The organism is Flavobacterium sp. PLA-DH12 (genome assembly GCF_059511845.1).
In genome coordinates, this window is the sequence record NZ_JCAMPD010000001.1 from 212,366 (window position 1) to 228,653 (window position 16,288).

Here is a 16,288-nt window from a genome sequence, read left to right on the forward strand (position 1 = left end):
AAAATAGATTTAAACCAATTTACTGACGTTGTTTTTAATTTATAAAATTTATTAAAAACAAAAAATCAATAGACATTTTAAATACAAGTAAAAAACGTATTAATTCCTGTTTTATTGATTTCAATTAAAAATTGAAACATAAAACTTGAAACACAAATTATAAAATGGAAAGTCTTCCAAAAAATAAAAAAATAGTTCTTTTTGACGGAGTTTGCAATCTCTGCAGTTCTGCTGTACAGTTTATTATAAAACATGATAAAAAGGACATTTTTAGATTTGTCGCATTGCAATCAGAAAAAGGAATTTCAATATGCAAACACTTAGGAATCAGTTTTTCTAAAATGGATAGTATTATTTTGTATGATCCTGGAACAGCATATTTTTACAAATCTTCGGCAGTAATCGAAATTGCTAAAAATTTTGGCGGTTTGTGGAAGCTAACTCCTATTTTTAGAATTGTACCCATTTTTATGAGTGACAGGATTTATGATTATGTTGCAAAAAACAGATACAATTGGTACGGCAAAAAAGAAAGTTGCATGATTCCAACTCCGGAAGTGAAATCTAAGTTTTTGTAGAAAATTCCAATGTAAAAATTCCAAATTCCAAAAAGCAAAACTTCAGTGAACACAATATTGTCATTTCGACGAAGGAGACCCGAGCGATAGCGAACGGATGAAATAAATCTTCGTGAGAAACTCGACAAAGATTAGATTCTTGTTGCGGAGTTACTTGCGAAGATTTCTCCTTCGTCGAAATGACAAACTTAATGCAAAAACATACAAAATAGAAAAATCCCAAATTCACAATAATTGGAATTTGGGATTTTTTATTTGAAATTTATTAGAAAAATTATCTAATTAATTTTCTGTATTTCAAACGTTTCGGAGTTAAATCACCGCCAAGACGTTTCTTTTTGTTTTCTTCGTAATCAGAGAAACTTCCTTCAAAGAAATAAACTTCAGAATCTCCTTCAAACGCTAAGATGTGCGTACAAATTCTATCTAAGAACCATCTGTCGTGAGAAATAATTACGGCACAACCAGCAAAATTTTCCAAACCTTCTTCAAGTGCACGAAGTGTATTTACGTCAAGGTCGTTTGTTGGCTCATCCAGTAAAAGTACATTTCCTTCTTCTTTCAAAGTCATGGCTAAGTGTAAACGGTTACGTTCTCCACCAGAAAGCATTGACACTTTTTTGTTTTGCTCACCACCACCAAAGTTGAAACGTGATAAGTAAGCTCTTGAGTTAACTTGTTTTCCTCCCATCATAATCAATTCCTGACCATCAGCAAAGTTTTCCCAGATTGATTTATTCGGATCAATATTAGAGTGTGACTGATCTACATAAGCAATTTTCACAGTATCACCAACAGAAAATTCTCCACTATCTGTAGCTTGCTCACCCATAATCATTTTGAAAATAGTCGATTTACCAGCACCGTTTGGTCCAATAATCCCAACAATTCCCGCTTGTGGCAAAGTAAAGTTCAAATTATCATACAATAATTTATCACCAAAAGCTTTGGCAACATTTTTAGCTTCAATAACATTTGTTCCTAAACGAGGACCATTCGGGATATAGATTTCTAATTTCTCGTCTAGTTGTTTTTGATCTTCATTCAATAATTTGTCGTAGTTCTGCAAACGTGCTTTTTGTTTTGTCTGACGACCTTTTGCTCCTTGACGAACCCACTCTAACTCACGCTCTAAAGTTTTTCTACGTTTAGAAGCCACTTTTTCTTCCTGCGCTAAACGATTTGATTTTTGATCTAACCAAGAAGAATAATTTCCTTTCCATGGAATACCTTCTCCTCTATCCAATTCAAGAATCCAACCAGCAACATTATCAAGGAAATATCTATCGTGTGTTACAGCAATTACAGTTCCAGCATATTGAGCTAGATGCTGCTCTAACCAAAGAACTGATTCAGCATCAAGGTGGTTGGTAGGCTCATCAAGTAACAATACATCAGGCTGTTGCAATAACAAACGACATAAAGCTACACGACGGCGCTCACCTCCTGAAAGGTTTTTAATTGGCGTATCACCTTCTGGTGTACGCAAAGCATCCATTGCAATTTCTAATTTGGTATCTATTTCCCAAGCACCAAGAGCATCAATTTTGTCTTGTAAAGCTGCCTGACGATCCATCAATTTATCCATTTTATCTGGATCTGAGTAGTTCTCTTCAAGACCGAATAAATCATTAATTTGATTGTACTCCTCTAAAACTGCCATAGTCTCAGCTGCTCCTTCACGAACAATTTCGATAACTGTTTTAGAATCATCAAGAATTGGCTCTTGCTCCAAGTATCCAACTGTATAGCCTGGCTGAAATACTACATCTCCCTGATAATTTTTATCAACTCCTGCAATAATTTTCAAAAGTGAAGATTTTCCAGAACCATTAAGTCCCAAAATACCAATTTTAGCTCCGTAAAAGAAACTCAAATAAATATTCTTAAGAACTGGTTTGTCTGCTCCTTGATAGGTTTTACTCAATTTCTGCATTGAGAAAATTACTTTCTTATCGTCTGACATTTTTTATTTTTTATTATAATTATTTATTTTTCTGAATTTCAAAATTCTAAACTCTTCCTTTCAAAGCATTGAACACCCAAGCATTTGCAAAAAAACCAACTCCAACAGCAGCAAATCCCCAGCCTGAAACATCACTGTACCTAAAGATTCCAAGACCTATAAGCAACAACCCCATAAGCACCATTATTAAAGTAGCCCATCCTAAAATGGTATTTTTATTCATTCCCATAGTTTTATAAATATTTTAATGCAAGATTTAAAAAAGGCAAATATCGTGAATTTTAACGGCTTAATTAAAAATTTTATACAGCATTTCTTTTAACAAATCTGACTGAGGCAAAGCATTCGCTCCCACACCTTTACTCTTAACATCAATATCTCGTAAAGCCCCAACAATCTGACTCACCTTTCTCATCGGATAATTTTTTACTGCCAAATCGTACTCTTTCAAGAAATATGGATTTACCCCAAGTGCAGATGCGACATTTTTTGGATTTTTATCTTTTAATCCGTGGTATTTTAAAAGCTGAACAAAAAAGCCGAAAACCAAACCAGTCGTCATTACCAAAGGATATTCTTTAGGATTGTGGGCAAAATTTTCTGCAATCTTATACGCCTTCAATTGATTGCGCTCACCTATTGCTTTTCGAAGTTCAAATACGTTATAATCCTTGCTAAAACCGATATTTTCTTCAATATGATCTGCTGTAATCATGGTTCCTTGCGGTAAAATAATCTGCAGTTTTTCAAGTTCGTTATTAATTTTACTTAAATCGGTACCCAAAAATTCCACTAGCATAGCATTTGCTTTTGGATCAATAGTATATTTTTTCCCAGCCAAAACTCGTTTAATCCAATCACCAACTTGATTTTCGTATAATTTTTTGCTTTCGTAAACAACACCTTTTTGTGCTAATAATTTGGTAACTTTTTTACGTTTATCTAGTGTTTTATATTTATAGCAAAAAACCAAAACGGTTGTTTGCATCGGATTATCTACATAAGATTCAATTTTATCAATTGTTCTCGATAAATCTTGCGCTTCTTTCACAATAACAACCTGACGTTCAGCCATCATAGGATAGCGCTTGGCCGTTGAAACAATATCATCTACAGAAACATCTCTTCCATATAAAACTGTCTGATTAAAACCTTTCTCTTCTTCAGCTAATACATTCTGTTCAATGTATTCAGACAATTTATCTATATAATAAGGTTCTTCACCCATTAAAAAATAAATCGGTTTAATATCTCCGGCTTTAATATCGTTAACAATTTTTACTACTTCGTCCATTTATACTTGTTTCAAGTTTAAAGTTTCAAGTTACTTTGAAACAAAAAACTATTTTATATTTTTGCTTTATGCTTAAACTTAATTTCCCTGCTTATACTTTCCGATTCAAAAATAGCGAAAATAAAGTGTCTATTTTTGATGAAATCAGGAAAAAATTTATAATTCTTACGCCAGAAGAATGGGTTCGTCAACACGTTGTTCATTTTTTGATGCATGAAAAAAAATATCCAAAATCGCTTATTAATGTAGAAAAAGTTTTGACCGTCAACGGATTACGAAAACGTTATGATGTAGTTGTCTTTAACCCTGATGGTTCTATACATATATTAGTAGAGTGCAAAGCACCTGAGGTTAAAATCTCACAGGCAACTTTTGATCAAATTGCTCGTTATAATATGACAATGCAGGCACGGTTTTTGAATGTAACAAACGGACTAAACCATTTTTATTGTCAAATGGATTTTGAAAACGAAAAATATGAGTTTTTAAGAAGCCTTCCTGACTATAAAGAAAATCATTAAAACAATAAATAACTAAGTACTTTTGGATAAAATAGCAGTTGTCATTTTAAATTGGAACGGAGTAAAATTGCTTGAGCAGTTTTTACCATCTGTTATTCAGTTTTCAGAAGGAGCGGCAATTTATGTTGCTGACAATGATTCTACGGATGATTCTGTCGCATTTGTTACAGAACGCTTTCCAACCGTAAAAATTGTAAAAAATTCAGGCAATCATGGTTTTGCAAAAGGCTATAATGACGCCTTACAACATATTGATGCAGAAATTTACGCTTTAGTAAATTCAGATATAGAAGTAACCAAAAATTGGCTGAAACCAATTCTTGATACTTTCGAAAAAGAAAAACAAACTGCCATTATTCAGCCTAAAATTCTTGATTTTAAAAAGAAAGAATATTTTGAATATGCTGGAGCAGCAGGTGGTTTTATAGACAAATACGGATTTCCTTTCTGTAGAGGAAGAATATTTGAAACCATCGAAAAAGATAATGGTCAATATGACGACAACATCGAATTGTTCTGGGCTTCGGGCGCTTGTTTCTTTATACGAAAAAATATTTATCACGAATTAGGAGGTTTTGACGAAAGCTTCTTTGCACATCAGGAAGAAATAGATTTATGCTGGAGAGCCTCAAATGAAGGACATATTATAAAGTATAATTCTCAATCTGTAGTTTACCATGTTGGAGGCGCAACATTACAACAAGGAAATCCAAAGAAGACCTATTTGAATTTTAGAAATTCATTATTGATGATGGTTAAAAATCTACCGAAAAGAGGACTATTCTGGATAATCTTTTTTCGCATGGTTTTGGATGGTATTGCAGGTATCCGTTTTCTTACACAGGGTAAAATTAAGCACACTATTGCTATTTTAAAGGCGCATTTTTCATTTTATTGCCTATCTTTAAAATATCTCAGAAAACGAAAAGATTTTCAAATACAGCAGTACTATTCGGTAAAAAGCATCGTTTTCCTTTATTACATCAAGAAATTGACCTTATTTAAAGAAATCTTTAACAGTATTCAAAATATTAAAAACTAAATTTGTAATCAAGTCTAATTAAAATTAAATTTATGAGAAAAATAGTTATCGCACTATCAGTATTAATGGCCCTAACATCATGTGTTTCTAAAAAGAAATATGCCGAGTTGGAAGCTAAAAACAAAGAGACTCAAGATTTGTTAAACTCATGTACTGTAAAATTAAATACGTGCTTAGAAGAAAAAGCTGGATTAGCTGCTACAGCAGAAAGCTACAAACAACATAATCAAGATTTAATCAATAGTTCTAAAGATTTAACTATCTTAACTACTAAAGGTGCTGAAAACCTTGAAAAATCTCTTGAAAGTTTAAAAGAAAAAGATTTGAAAATCTCTAGACTTCAAGATGCTTTAACTAAAAAAGACAGTGTTACTTTAGCATTAGTTACAAGCTTAAAAGGAGCTGTTGGAATCAACGATCCAGACATCGAAATCAATGTTGAAAAAGGAGTTGTATTTATCTCTATCGCTGATAAATTATTATTCAAAAGTGGTAGCTATGACGTAAGTGACAAAGCTAAATCTGTTTTAGCTAAAGTGGCTAAAGTTGTAAACGATAAACCTGATTTTGAGTGTATGGTTGAAGGACACACAGATGACGTTCCTTACAAAAGCAACGGAATTATCTTAGACAACTGGGATTTAAGTGTTAAACGTTCTACTTCTATCGTTCGTGTATTAACAAACGATCTTGGTGTTAACCCAGCTAAATTAATTGCTGCTGGTAGAAGCTCTTACGTACCATTAGTTGCTAACGATTCTCCTGAGAACAAAGCTCGTAACAGAAGAACTCGTATCGTAGTTATGCCAAAAATCGATCAATTCTATGATATGATTGAAAAAGAAATGAAAAAACAAGCTAAATAATTCTTGTTTAACATACTATAAAAACAGAAAAAGCAGGTCAATCGACCTGCTTTTATGTATCCTTAATTTTTTTTTAATAACCAATTAAATATAATTAAGAATAGCATTATCTTTAAGTAACTAACTAAATTTTAACATAATAAAGTTACTCATAATTTTCATACTTTTATACTTTTAGTGTATTTTTTTACAAAATACCAATATCCCCTTTACCTTCTCTGACTATAACTGGCTCATGTTCAGAAAGATCTATAATTGTTGATCCGACATTATCTCCGTAACCGCCATCGATTACCATATCAACAAGATGCTGCCATTTTTCAAAAATTAATTCTGGATCTGTAGTATATTCTATTACATCATCTTCATCGCGTATCGAAGTCGAAACAACAGGATTTCCTAACTGACGAACAATCTCTAAAATAATATTATTATCAGGAACACGAATACCAACAGTAGTTTTCTTTTTAAACTCTTTTGGCAAATTATTGTTTCCTGGCAAAATGAAAGTATAAGGTCCAGGTAGCGCCCTTTTTAATATCTTAAACGTTGATGTATCTATCTGACGCACATAATCTGATAAATTACTCAAATCGTGGCAGATAAAGGAGAAATTTGCTTTCTCTAATTTTACTCCCTTAATCTTAGCAATTTTTTCTAAAGCTCTAGAATTGGTAATATCACAACCCAAACCATAAACAGTATCTGTCGGATAAATTACCAAACCTCCATTCTGAAGCACTTTTACAACTTTTGCAATTGCAGCTTCACTAGGTTTATCTGGGTATATTTTTATAAATTCTGCCATGATTTTTTAGTTTATTTTGTTTCAAGTTTCAAGTTTCAGGTTGCCTCTTATAACGTGAAACCTGAAACTTGGAACAATATTTTTTATCCTACGACATCTAATTTAGCAAATCTTAACAACAATTTCTTAATTCCTCCCACTTCAAATTTAATTTCTGCTTTTCGGTCTGCTCCAACGCCTTCAAGATTAATCACTTCACCTTTTCCAAAACGCTCATGCATAACGACATTTCCAACAGTAAGTTTACTGTCAAATAAATTCGAATTTCCATTGCTTGGCGCATTTCCAGAAACTGGTTTTAGTTTTCTAATATTTAAATCTGGTTTAGGACTATTATCTGTAACATGTTTTGGAGGAGTTCCTCCTACTGGTTTTGCTAATCTTAATTTTGATTTATCTACATCACCAAAAATATCACCATCGATTGGAGATTTATAGCGATAATTAGTTTCAGCTGGCGTTAAATATTCTAAAAATTGACCGTCAATTTCTTCAATAAAACGAGATGGTTCACTATCTGTTAGTTTTCCCCAACGATAACGAGATTGAGCATAAGTCAAATAAGCCTGATGTTCTGCACGAGTTAAAGCCACATAAAATAATCGACGTTCTTCTTCTAACTCACTTCTAGTACTCATACTCATAGCACTTGGAAACAAATCCTCTTCCATTCCCACAATAAATACGTGCGGAAACTCCAATCCTTTTGCTAAGTGAATAGTCATCAAAGCTACACGGTCTTCATCATTCGTATCTTTATCCAAATCGGTTGCTAGAGCTACATCTTCCATAAATTCAGAAAGCGCACCTCTTGCTCCGTCAATTTCTCTCTGTCCTTCAGTAAAATCTTTAATACCGTTTAAAAGTTCTTCGATATTCTGAATTTTTGCCATTCCTTCAGGAGTTGCATCTTTCTTCAATTCTTGAACTAATCCAGTCTTTTTTGCAACGTGATCTGTCAAATAAAAAGCATCTTGATTCTGATCGATAACCTGAAAACTCTGAATCATCGTTACAAAATCTTTCAGTTTATTTTTAGTACCAGCATTCAGTTTCAAATCGATTTTATCAATATTAACCATTACTTCCCAAATCGAACGTTTGTAATGATTTGCAGCAATAGTCAACTTTTCAACCGTTGTATCTCCAATTCCACGAGCTGGATAGTTAATTACACGAATCAAAGCTTCCTCATCTTTCGGATTCAGAACCAAACGCAAATAACATAAAACGTCTTTAATTTCTTTACGCTGATAGAATGACAATCCACCATAAATTCTATACGGAATATCACGTTTTCTCAATGCATCCTCCATCGCACGCGACTGTGCATTGGTTCTATATAAAATCGCAAAAGAGCCATTATGAAGCTGATTTTGCATTTTCTGTTCAAAAATGGTACTTGCTACAAAACGGCCTTCTTCGGCATCAGTCAAACTGCGGTGCACTTTTATCTTCGGACCAAAATCATTAGCCGTCCAAACCACTTTATCCAGTTTGGTTTTATTATGCTCCATAACCGTATTTGCGGCTTCCACAATGTTACGCGTCGAACGGTAATTCTGCTCTAAACGGTACATTACCACCCCTTCATAATCTTTTTGGAAATTCAGGATGTTATTGATGTTCGCTCCACGAAAAGCATAAATACTCTGCGCATCATCTCCAACCACACAAATATTCTGAAATTTATCAGACAAAGCCCTAACAATCAAATATTGAGAATGGTTCGTATCTTGGTACTCATCAACCAGAATATAACGGAAACGGTTTTGATATTTCGCCAAAACCTCTGGAAAACGAGTTAACAATTCATTGGTTTTCAACAATAAATCATCAAAATCCATTGCACCCGCTTTGAAACAGCGCTCCACATACTGTTGATAGATTTCTCCCAACCTAGGCTTTTTAGCCATTGCATCTGCCTCCTGCAATTCAGGATTGTTAAAATAAGCTTTTACCGTAATCAAGCTGTTCTTATAACTAGATATACGTCCTAAAACCTGTTTTGGTTTATAAACATCACGATCCAGCTGCATTTCTTTAATAATCGAAGAAATTAAACGTGCCGAATCCTGAGAATCATAAATCGTAAAATTAGAAGGATATCCTAAAAGCTCCGATTCTGCACGAAGAATACGAGCAAATATCGAGTGAAAAGTTCCCATCCAAAGATTTTTTGCTTCAGATGCTCCGACAATATCCGAAATCCTGTGCTTCATTTCTCTTGCCGCTTTATTAGTAAAAGTCAGCGACAAAATATTAAATGCATCAATTCCCTGATGCATCAAATAAGCAATTCTAATCGTTAAAACACGGGTCTTTCCCGAACCTGCACCAGCAATAATAATCATTGGCCCGTCTTTCTGTAAAACAGGCGCTCTCTGCGCTTCGTTGAGCTGGTCAATATATTTCTGCATGTAATTTATCTCCTTTTAGGCAAAAATAAGAATTTAAAGAGAAAGTTCCTAAGATGCTTTTGAAAGGTTCTAAATTGCTAAGTTTCTAAGATGCTAAGTTTTATTCTGAAGCCAAGCAATTGGCATTTTATTAAACATGGTTTCCCGCTTTCGGCTATATCTCTCCGCTCCGCTACGAGGATACCGCCTCAATCGGGGCTAAATTCAAACATTTTTTTTGAGATGCTAAGATGCTAAGTTTCTGAGATTCTAAGTTTTTTTTAGACAAAAGAGAGAAAACTCAGCAACTTAGCATCTTAGAACCTTAGTAATTTACTTAAAAAACACATCATAAGCAAATCGGATTAAAGTTCCGACAACCACAATCAAAAAGAAAATTCTAATAAATCCGTTGCCTTTGTTTATAGCTAATTTCGCTCCAAGCCAACCTCCAAGTCCGTTGCTGATTGCCATCGGAATTGCGATAGCCCAAATAATTTTTCCTTTTATAATAAACAGACAAATCGACCCGAAATTTGTTGCCAGATTTACCATTTTAGCATTCGCAGAAGCATGTAGAAAATCAAAACCTAAAAGTGCAATGAAAGCAACGACAAAGAAACTTCCTGCTCCTGGGCCAATAAATCCATCGTAAAATCCCACAATTATACTAATTACGACAGCATACATTATTTGCGTCGTCGCAGAATGGTCTTTGGCAACATGTTGTCCGAAATTTTTCTTGGCGTAAGTATATATGAACAGTAAAGATAAAACTACCAATAAAAGCGGTTTCATAAAATCATTGCTGACCAAAGTCAAAATTGTAGATCCCAAAAAAGCTGACGGAACCGCCAAGCACATCATAATAATCAAGAGCTTCCATTGAATAATAACTTTCTTTAAATATTGAAAAGCAGCAAAAGCTGTACCGCTGAAAGCAGGAATCTTTAATGTTCCAATAACTGTCGAAACTGGAAGATTTGGTAATAAAATTAATCCCATCGGCGTCTGGATTAATCCGCCGCCGCCAACAATTGCATCAATAAAACCAGCAGCAAAAGCTGCTAAACAAAGAAAAAGTATTATGTATGAATCCATTAAGAATATATTTCGGTCGCAATAAAAAACAAGGTGCAAAAATACGGCTTCCTTTTTGTTTATTACCACAAATTTAAAGTTGATTTTTAACCAAAAAGTATATTTTTGCTTAAAAATTATTTCAATGGATTTCAACAAAATAATAGAACTTGCGAGTTATACTTTACCAGCCTTAGTTACAGGAGTTGTAGCTTATCGTTTCTTTGAACTACACATTAAAAACAACGATAGAAAACGTGCTTTTTTACTAAACAAACAAGCTCATAAAGAATCTCTTCCTGTTCGTTTACAGGCATATGAGCGTATGACTTTATTTTTAGAACGTATTAATTTGACAAAATTATTAATTAGAATTGCTCCAATTTCGCAAAACAAAAATGATTACGAAAATTACTTAATTGACCTAATTGAGCAGGAATTCGAACATAATTTAACTCAGCAAATATATATGTCTGAAGAGTGTTGGACTATCATTGCAACTGCTAAAAATGCAACAATCCAAATGATTCGTAAAGCTGCTATGAGCGATAAAGTGGACAATGCGGATAAACTTCGCGAAGTAATCTTAAATGATTTATTAGAAAAGCAATCGCCAAGTAACGCCGCTTTGAGTTTTATAAAGTCTGAAGTTGCAGAACTTTGGTACTAAATAATATTGCAGATTTTAGATTTAGAACATCCAATCTAAAATCTGCAATCTAAAATCTGTAATCTAAAATCTTAAATCAATATCTTATTATCACTCATTGCTTCAGACTTATTCTGAGCATACTCGTAACCTTGCTGCCACCATTCTTTCATTACCTCCTTATTAAAAATCAAGGCATTATCGGTTAATTTTATAGGGGTGTAATATAAATTTAGTTTTACATTTTTATTATTTGCCATAAGTTTTCCTATAGCAATATCATGTTTTTCCACTTGATCTAAAGCGATTCGAAATAAATCGATCATTAATGAAAACGGATTTTTACCAATTACAGTTTTTGTTGTATTTACCTCTGTTTCAAGCACAATTACATCTATTTCTGTAGCCCCTCTGTTAATTGCTTCACGAATTGGAACTAAGCTTGAAAATCCGCCATCACCATATTCGCAGTTGTTTTTTTCGACCAAACTCATAAAAGGAACATAATTACTCGATATCCAAGACCATTCGCAAAATTCTTCGTAACTACAATCTTTTACCAATTTATATTCAGATTCGTTTTTAGTAAAATTGGTCACCGTAACAATAACGTCGGTTTTAAGCTTTTTGAGTTTATTAAAATCTGAAAGAGAAAAATTATTCTGGATATATTTTCTCAGTCCTTTACTTTCTCCAAAAGTACGTTTCCCTTTAAAAAACTGACGCAATACATTAAAGTGATTAATAGTAACAATATCAACGCCATCCTTATTTTTCACTACAAACGGACAAATATTAAAAATGCTCGACATCGTAACATTGGTATATACAGAATGAATTTTTTTAATATGACCGAGAGCTAAATGCGGAATCAATAAACTTCCAGTAGAAGTTCCTATAAACAAATCGTATTCATGTTTTTTCTCTTCTATTAAATACTGGGCAACACCGCCGGCAAAAGCGCCTTTACTGCCACCTCCTGAAATAACCAATGCTCTCATAAATTGTAATGTAGGTTTTATTTTTGGGATATTTTTTTGGACTCAATAAGAGGAAAGAAGCAAGATGCAAGATTATTTTTAAAATCCTTTTCTGCTAATCTTGCATCTTGCTTCTTCCTACTTTCCACTCTAATTTACTCTTTCAACAAACGATTCAACTGGAACTGTTCATCGGGTGTCAAATTAGGTAAAATTCTATTAAAAGAAGCACGCATTTCAGGATTTTTTAACAGAAGTCTTATTGTATCTCTACCAAATTTCGAAAACTGCCACATATGATGCGTAGTTGCACCAACTAAATTACTCAAAACCTGATCGTTAATAATTTTAAAAGCAATCAGTTTTTCTAACGCATTTTGCCTAGTTGTAGCTTCGTATTTTGTTGATGAAAATGCAATCAGTTCATTTACCAAAACATCTTTTTCATTAGTATAATTTGATGTAGACAAAGCAAGAGAAAGCCACAAAGTTCTTAGATTATAATCATTGAAGCCGATCCAGTTTTTTGATTTATCCAAATATTCTGTTCTATGATCGGGAAAATTTCTCCACAACCAATAAAGCGCTATTTCCTGCGTCTGATACGATTTATCATCCAAAAGAGTTTCATAATTTACTCTAAAATCTTCTGGAATTTTAGTCAAAGAACCTGCCAGATTCTGACGTACTTTGATGTTATTAGTCTGCATTGCCAAAAGCAAAAGAGCTTTTTTGTCTTCATATTTCTCATTTTCCAATTGATCAACAACAGCTTCTTTCACAGATTGATACACATCTGATTCTAAAGTGCTTTTTAAAATACCTGTTTTTCCGGCTAAAGGCGTTTTTTTCAATTTATCAATTTCTAATCGCTTTTGAATTGTTTTGTTTTTGCTCAATAATGCATTTGCAGTCGGTGTATCAAAAGCTGTCGATTCCAACCAAGTTTTCTGAAACTTATCCAGATCAAAATCGGAAACTTTTTTTATTTCGTCGAAGAAATTCTGTGTGTTTACGTTTTGATACGCGTATTTTTTCAAGTAATTTCTAATTGCTTTTTTGAAAGCTTTATCTCCAATAGATTCATGCAAAACAAATAATGCCCAAGCCCCTTTTTCGTAAAAGGTAAGAGAACTCGCTTTTGCATTTAAAACGGGAATTGTATCTGTACGAGAAGCAAATTTAATCTGCTGTGCTGTATCGTATAATTTGGAGTAAAAATAATCTTCTCCATAAATATCTTTCTCTGCCAGCAAAGCAAAATAGGTTGCAAACCCTTCTTGAAGCCAATGATGCGTACTGCTTTCGGCAGTAATAAGATCTCCAAACCAATGATGCGCTAATTCGTGCGCATCGACATTGGTATAATTTCGGTCACAAAAACCTATTGAATCTACTACATAACGCGTTGCAAAAAGAGTTGAAGTGGTGTTTTCCATTCCAGCATACAAAAAGTCTCTTACCGGAATTTGTCTGTTGATTTTCCAAGGATATTTTACGCCAATTTCTCTTTCAAGGAAATCAAAAATTCTTTTAGAATATCGGTAAGTTGACTCAAAACGATCTGCATCTTTGGGTTCATAATAATATTCTAATGGAACTCTGCTTTTGGATTTAAATTCTTTTTTATCAAATTTCCCAATAGCCAACATTAATAGATACGAACTCATTGGTTTTTCCATTTCAAACTGCCAGTGATTCAGATTTCCGTTTGTTGACTTTTCTTTTAAAACTCCGTTAGAAACTACTTGATAATCTTTATCATATGAAATTCCTAAATTGAAAATCAATTTTTCGTTTACATCATCAAAACTTGGAAACCAATTGCTTGTATATCTCCCCTGTCCTTGTGTCCAGATTTGTATTTCGTCATCATCCATATCAACAAAATACAATGCCTGTTTTGGCTTTGCTGTATAATTAAAACTCAAATGATTCTGCCCTTTTTTAAACGGGAACACCAATTTTAACTCCTTATTAGTATTGATAAACATGATTTCATTATCATTAATTTTTACATTCGAGAACCCCATGTTTTTAGCGTCAAGCGAAATAGTATCACAATCTTTTAAAATCTCAAATTGAAAATCGACAGTTCCAGAAACTAGTTTGTCTTTTGGATTTAATGATAGTTGTCCAGAAACCGATTTAAAGTCAACATATTGAGTTTGCTGCGCAAAAAGAAAACTGGTGAATAATAAAAAAATGTATTTCATTGAAACGGATTTTAAAGGCAAAATCCCAAAGTTACAAAGGTTTCCTTTACAAATAGAACGAATTTTGTAAGTTTACCATATAAAACAGTCAAATCGTGTCTACACCTCAAAAAGCCTTATTTAACTGGAGCAGCGGAAAAGATTCTGCTCTTGCCCTATATAAAACATTACAAAATAGTGAGTTTCAAATCGAATGTTTACTGACAAGTGTAAACCAACAATATCAGCGAATTTCAATGCACGGGATCCGGGTTGAATTATTGCAAGAACAGGCAGAAAATATCGGAATTCCATTAAAAATTCTGGAAGTACCCGAAATGCCGACAATGGAAGTATATGAACAAGTGATGACCGAAACGCTAACCGAACTAAAGCAAAAAGGTATAACACATTCTATTTTTGGAGATATTTTTCTGGAAGATTTACGCCAATATCGTGAAAATCAATTAGCAAAAATCGGATTAACAGGCGTTTTTCCGATTTGGAAAATCCCAACTCATGATTTAATTCAAGAATTCATTTCGCTTGGATTTAAAACAATTGTGGTTTGTGTAAACGAAAAGTATCTGGATAAAAGTTTTGTTGGCAGAATAATCGATCAGGATTTTATAAATAATTTGCCTGAAAATGTTGATGTCTGCGGAGAAAATGGCGAATTTCACACCTTTACGTTTGATGGTCCAATATTCTCAAAACCTATTGATTTTGAAATTGGCGAAATTGTCTATAGAAAATATGAGAAGCCACAAAAAAAAGATTCATCCAATACAGCCTGCGATACTAATGATGAAACTGCCTTCGATTTTGGATTCTGGTATTGTGATTTAATTAAAAAGTAAAATGAAATTTTTATTTAAATTCATAAAGCCAAAAAAGAACAAAAAATGACTTTTCCAGCTATGCAAAAATGGATTCGAGATTAAGTTGATTGATCAACCCAAGTTTTCAAGAACCACTTACCATCTTTTAATTCGAAGATATAATCAATATATATTCCATTATCTAGTCCACGCTCTTCAAGAGTGACTTTGCTTTTCTTTATCGATAAAGTTCTTTTTAAATATTTTTCGTCTCCTTTTCTATTCAAAGTAAGCACTTTGTAATTCTCTTTTGTCTGCGTATAATCCACCAATTCGAGATCGTCATTATTTGCTCTGTATTTTAGAGGAAAAATCACTCTGCTCACTTGAAACTTCGGATCAGCATTGAATTTACTAAAAAAAGTATTGAAATCTTCGGGAGCTGTTTTTGCGTTTTGAGCAAAAACAGCAGTATTTAAAGCCATTGTTAGAACAAAAACTAATACGAAATACCTTTTCATTATTCTTCATACATTTTAAGCAAGTTCGTAACTGTGTTCCAGTTTCGAATTGTTGCTATTACATTCAATTTTTTCTCGATATATTTTTGGTCAAAACGAGTTTTTCCGGCACCAACAGCATATTTAATGAAAATTCTGTTTTCGTCAATACTCGCTTCGTCTGGCTTAAACTGACTTATCTTTAAATCGTTTATGTTTTCTTTTTTTAGAGTTGTTGAAACAAAAGCAACATATAGTTTTTTCAGGTCAGCATCTTTTTCTTTCAAGAATGCATTATTAACAAAACACGACTCTAAATTTTCTTTGGTAATCATAACAACTGGAACTTCATGACCAAAAACCTTGAATATTTCCTGTTTGATCATAAACCCAACTTTTGAAGCTTCTTCTTCGCTATCTACAAAAACATTTCCAGATTGCAAATACGTTCTTACGTTTTGAAAACCAAGATTTTCCAGCATTGCTTTCAAAGCTTCCATTTTCATCATATTATGCCCAGAAACATTGATTCCGCGTAAAAGCGCTAAATGTGTTTTCATTTTTTATAATTTTTATGCAAAGATAAAAA

At 33.1% G+C, this 16,288-nt stretch carries 16 protein-coding genes; 6 read left to right on the forward strand and 10 right to left on the reverse strand.

Features of this window, described 5'->3' with window-relative positions; translation table 11 throughout:
• Positions 1-164 precede the first annotated feature (164 nt).
• Positions 165-578 carry a thiol-disulfide oxidoreductase DCC family protein gene (locus AC5ZCW_RS01010; RefSeq protein ID WP_496117316.1) on the forward strand — a complete coding sequence of 138 codons (414 nt, stop codon included), beginning with the start codon at positions 165-167 and terminating at the stop codon, positions 576-578.
• A gap of 274 nt (positions 579-852) precedes the next feature.
• Here the strand turns inward: AC5ZCW_RS01010 and ettA are convergent, their stop codons facing one another.
• From ettA to holA, 3 genes are read right to left on the reverse strand one after another with little or no spacing between them, the layout of a single operon-like run.
• Positions 853-2,544 carry an energy-dependent translational throttle protein EttA gene (gene ettA, locus AC5ZCW_RS01015; protein WP_281632544.1) on the reverse strand — a complete coding sequence of 564 codons (1,692 nt, stop codon included), beginning with the start codon at positions 2,542-2,544 and terminating at the stop codon, positions 853-855.
• Positions 2,545-2,590: 46 nt separating this feature from the next.
• Positions 2,591-2,773: a CAL67264 family membrane protein gene (locus tag AC5ZCW_RS01020; RefSeq protein ID WP_035643908.1), complete on the reverse strand. Its 183-nt coding sequence runs from the start codon at positions 2,771-2,773 to the stop codon at positions 2,591-2,593.
• Between the two features lie 60 nt (positions 2,774-2,833).
• The gene (holA, locus tag AC5ZCW_RS01025) at positions 2,834-3,838 is read right to left on the reverse strand and encodes a DNA polymerase III subunit delta (protein ID WP_281632543.1); all 1,005 of its coding nucleotides are present in this window, start codon (positions 3,836-3,838) and stop codon (positions 2,834-2,836) included.
• Positions 3,839-3,906: 68 nt separating this feature from the next.
• Here holA and AC5ZCW_RS01030 point away from each other — a divergent pair, with 68 nt between their 5' ends.
• The 3 genes from AC5ZCW_RS01030 to AC5ZCW_RS01040 are packed head-to-tail and all read left to right on the forward strand — an operon-like array spanning position 3,907 to position 6,267.
• Positions 3,907-4,359, forward strand: coding sequence for a type I restriction enzyme HsdR N-terminal domain-containing protein (locus AC5ZCW_RS01030; RefSeq protein WP_496117319.1), 453 nt, complete (start codon positions 3,907-3,909; stop codon positions 4,357-4,359).
• 22 nt (positions 4,360-4,381) lie between these two features.
• Positions 4,382-5,401, forward strand: a complete 1,020-nt coding sequence (locus AC5ZCW_RS01035) for a glycosyltransferase (RefSeq protein ID WP_496117321.1) — start codon at positions 4,382-4,384, stop codon at positions 5,399-5,401.
• A gap of 32 nt (positions 5,402-5,433) precedes the next feature.
• Positions 5,434-6,267 carry an OmpA/MotB family protein gene (locus AC5ZCW_RS01040; protein ID WP_281632540.1) on the forward strand — a complete coding sequence of 278 codons (834 nt, stop codon included), beginning with the start codon at positions 5,434-5,436 and terminating at the stop codon, positions 6,265-6,267.
• Positions 6,268-6,454: 187 nt separating this feature from the next.
• Here the strand turns inward: AC5ZCW_RS01040 and AC5ZCW_RS01045 are convergent, their stop codons facing one another.
• The 3 genes from AC5ZCW_RS01045 to AC5ZCW_RS01055 form a co-directional block, all read right to left on the reverse strand.
• Entirely contained in the window at positions 6,455-7,075 is a 621-nt protein-coding gene (locus AC5ZCW_RS01045; RefSeq protein WP_281632539.1) for an L-threonylcarbamoyladenylate synthase, read from the reverse strand.
• 83 nt (positions 7,076-7,158) lie between these two features.
• Entirely contained in the window at positions 7,159-9,495 is a 2,337-nt protein-coding gene (locus tag AC5ZCW_RS01050; protein WP_496117338.1) for an ATP-dependent helicase, read from the reverse strand.
• Positions 9,496-9,807: 312 nt separating this feature from the next.
• Positions 9,808-10,575: a sulfite exporter TauE/SafE family protein gene (locus AC5ZCW_RS01055; RefSeq protein WP_496117340.1), complete on the reverse strand. Its 768-nt coding sequence runs from the start codon at positions 10,573-10,575 to the stop codon at positions 9,808-9,810.
• A gap of 124 nt (positions 10,576-10,699) precedes the next feature.
• Here AC5ZCW_RS01055 and AC5ZCW_RS01060 point away from each other — a divergent pair, with 124 nt between their 5' ends.
• On the forward strand, positions 10,700-11,224 hold the full coding sequence (locus AC5ZCW_RS01060) for a DUF7935 family protein (protein ID WP_343544169.1): 525 nt from the start codon (positions 10,700-10,702) through the stop codon (positions 11,222-11,224).
• A gap of 71 nt (positions 11,225-11,295) precedes the next feature.
• Here the strand turns inward: AC5ZCW_RS01060 and AC5ZCW_RS01065 are convergent, their stop codons facing one another.
• Both AC5ZCW_RS01065 and AC5ZCW_RS01070 read right to left on the reverse strand, forming a co-directional pair.
• A complete protein-coding gene (locus AC5ZCW_RS01065; protein ID WP_496117342.1) occupies positions 11,296-12,204 on the reverse strand; it encodes a patatin-like phospholipase family protein in 909 nt (302 codons plus the stop codon).
• A 134-nt stretch (positions 12,205-12,338) separates the two neighbouring features.
• On the reverse strand, positions 12,339-14,399 hold the full coding sequence (locus AC5ZCW_RS01070) for a M1 family metallopeptidase (RefSeq protein ID WP_496117344.1): 2,061 nt from the start codon (positions 14,397-14,399) through the stop codon (positions 12,339-12,341).
• 95 nt (positions 14,400-14,494) lie between these two features.
• On the opposite strand from AC5ZCW_RS01070, the gene AC5ZCW_RS01075 reads away from it, so the two are divergent.
• Entirely contained in the window at positions 14,495-15,238 is a 744-nt protein-coding gene (locus AC5ZCW_RS01075; RefSeq protein WP_496117345.1) for a Dph6-related ATP pyrophosphatase, read from the forward strand.
• An 80-nt stretch (positions 15,239-15,318) separates the two neighbouring features.
• On the opposite strand, the gene AC5ZCW_RS01080 is transcribed toward AC5ZCW_RS01075, so the two are convergent.
• Positions 15,319-15,720, reverse strand: coding sequence for a DUF4348 domain-containing protein (locus AC5ZCW_RS01080; protein WP_343544173.1), 402 nt, complete (start codon positions 15,718-15,720; stop codon positions 15,319-15,321).
• Entirely contained in the window at positions 15,720-16,259 is a 540-nt protein-coding gene (locus AC5ZCW_RS01085) for a DUF1697 domain-containing protein (RefSeq protein ID WP_343544174.1), read from the reverse strand. The genes AC5ZCW_RS01080 and AC5ZCW_RS01085 overlap by 1 nt, the downstream gene beginning before the upstream one ends.
• Positions 16,260-16,288 lie beyond the last annotated feature (29 nt).

Excerpts from the sequence above, each read along its gene's own strand:
- AC5ZCW_RS01010 (WP_496117316.1), top strand. The coding sequence starts at position 165 with ATGGAAAGTCTTCCAAAAAATAAAAAAATAGTTCTTTTTGACGGAGTT.
- ettA (WP_281632544.1), bottom strand. The coding sequence starts at position 2,544 with ATGTCAGACGATAAGAAAGTAATTTTCTCAATGCAGAAATTGAGTAAA.
- AC5ZCW_RS01020 (WP_035643908.1), bottom strand. The coding sequence starts at position 2,773 with ATGGGAATGAATAAAAATACCATTTTAGGATGGGCTACTTTAATAATG.
- holA (WP_281632543.1), bottom strand. The coding sequence starts at position 3,838 with ATGGACGAAGTAGTAAAAATTGTTAACGATATTAAAGCCGGAGATATT.
- AC5ZCW_RS01030 (WP_496117319.1), top strand. The coding sequence starts at position 3,907 with ATGCTTAAACTTAATTTCCCTGCTTATACTTTCCGATTCAAAAATAGC.
- AC5ZCW_RS01040 (WP_281632540.1), top strand. The coding sequence starts at position 5,434 with ATGAGAAAAATAGTTATCGCACTATCAGTATTAATGGCCCTAACATCA.
- AC5ZCW_RS01045 (WP_281632539.1), bottom strand. The coding sequence starts at position 7,075 with ATGGCAGAATTTATAAAAATATACCCAGATAAACCTAGTGAAGCTGCA.
- AC5ZCW_RS01050 (WP_496117338.1), bottom strand. The coding sequence starts at position 9,495 with ATGCAGAAATATATTGACCAGCTCAACGAAGCGCAGAGAGCGCCTGTT.
- AC5ZCW_RS01055 (WP_496117340.1), bottom strand. The coding sequence starts at position 10,575 with ATGGATTCATACATAATACTTTTTCTTTGTTTAGCAGCTTTTGCTGCT.
- AC5ZCW_RS01060 (WP_343544169.1), top strand. The coding sequence starts at position 10,700 with ATGGATTTCAACAAAATAATAGAACTTGCGAGTTATACTTTACCAGCC.
- AC5ZCW_RS01065 (WP_496117342.1), bottom strand. The coding sequence starts at position 12,204 with ATGAGAGCATTGGTTATTTCAGGAGGTGGCAGTAAAGGCGCTTTTGCC.
- AC5ZCW_RS01070 (WP_496117344.1), bottom strand. The coding sequence starts at position 14,399 with ATGAAATACATTTTTTTATTATTCACCAGTTTTCTTTTTGCGCAGCAA.
- AC5ZCW_RS01080 (WP_343544173.1), bottom strand. The coding sequence starts at position 15,720 with ATGAAAAGGTATTTCGTATTAGTTTTTGTTCTAACAATGGCTTTAAAT.
- AC5ZCW_RS01085 (WP_343544174.1), bottom strand. The coding sequence starts at position 16,259 with ATGAAAACACATTTAGCGCTTTTACGCGGAATCAATGTTTCTGGGCAT.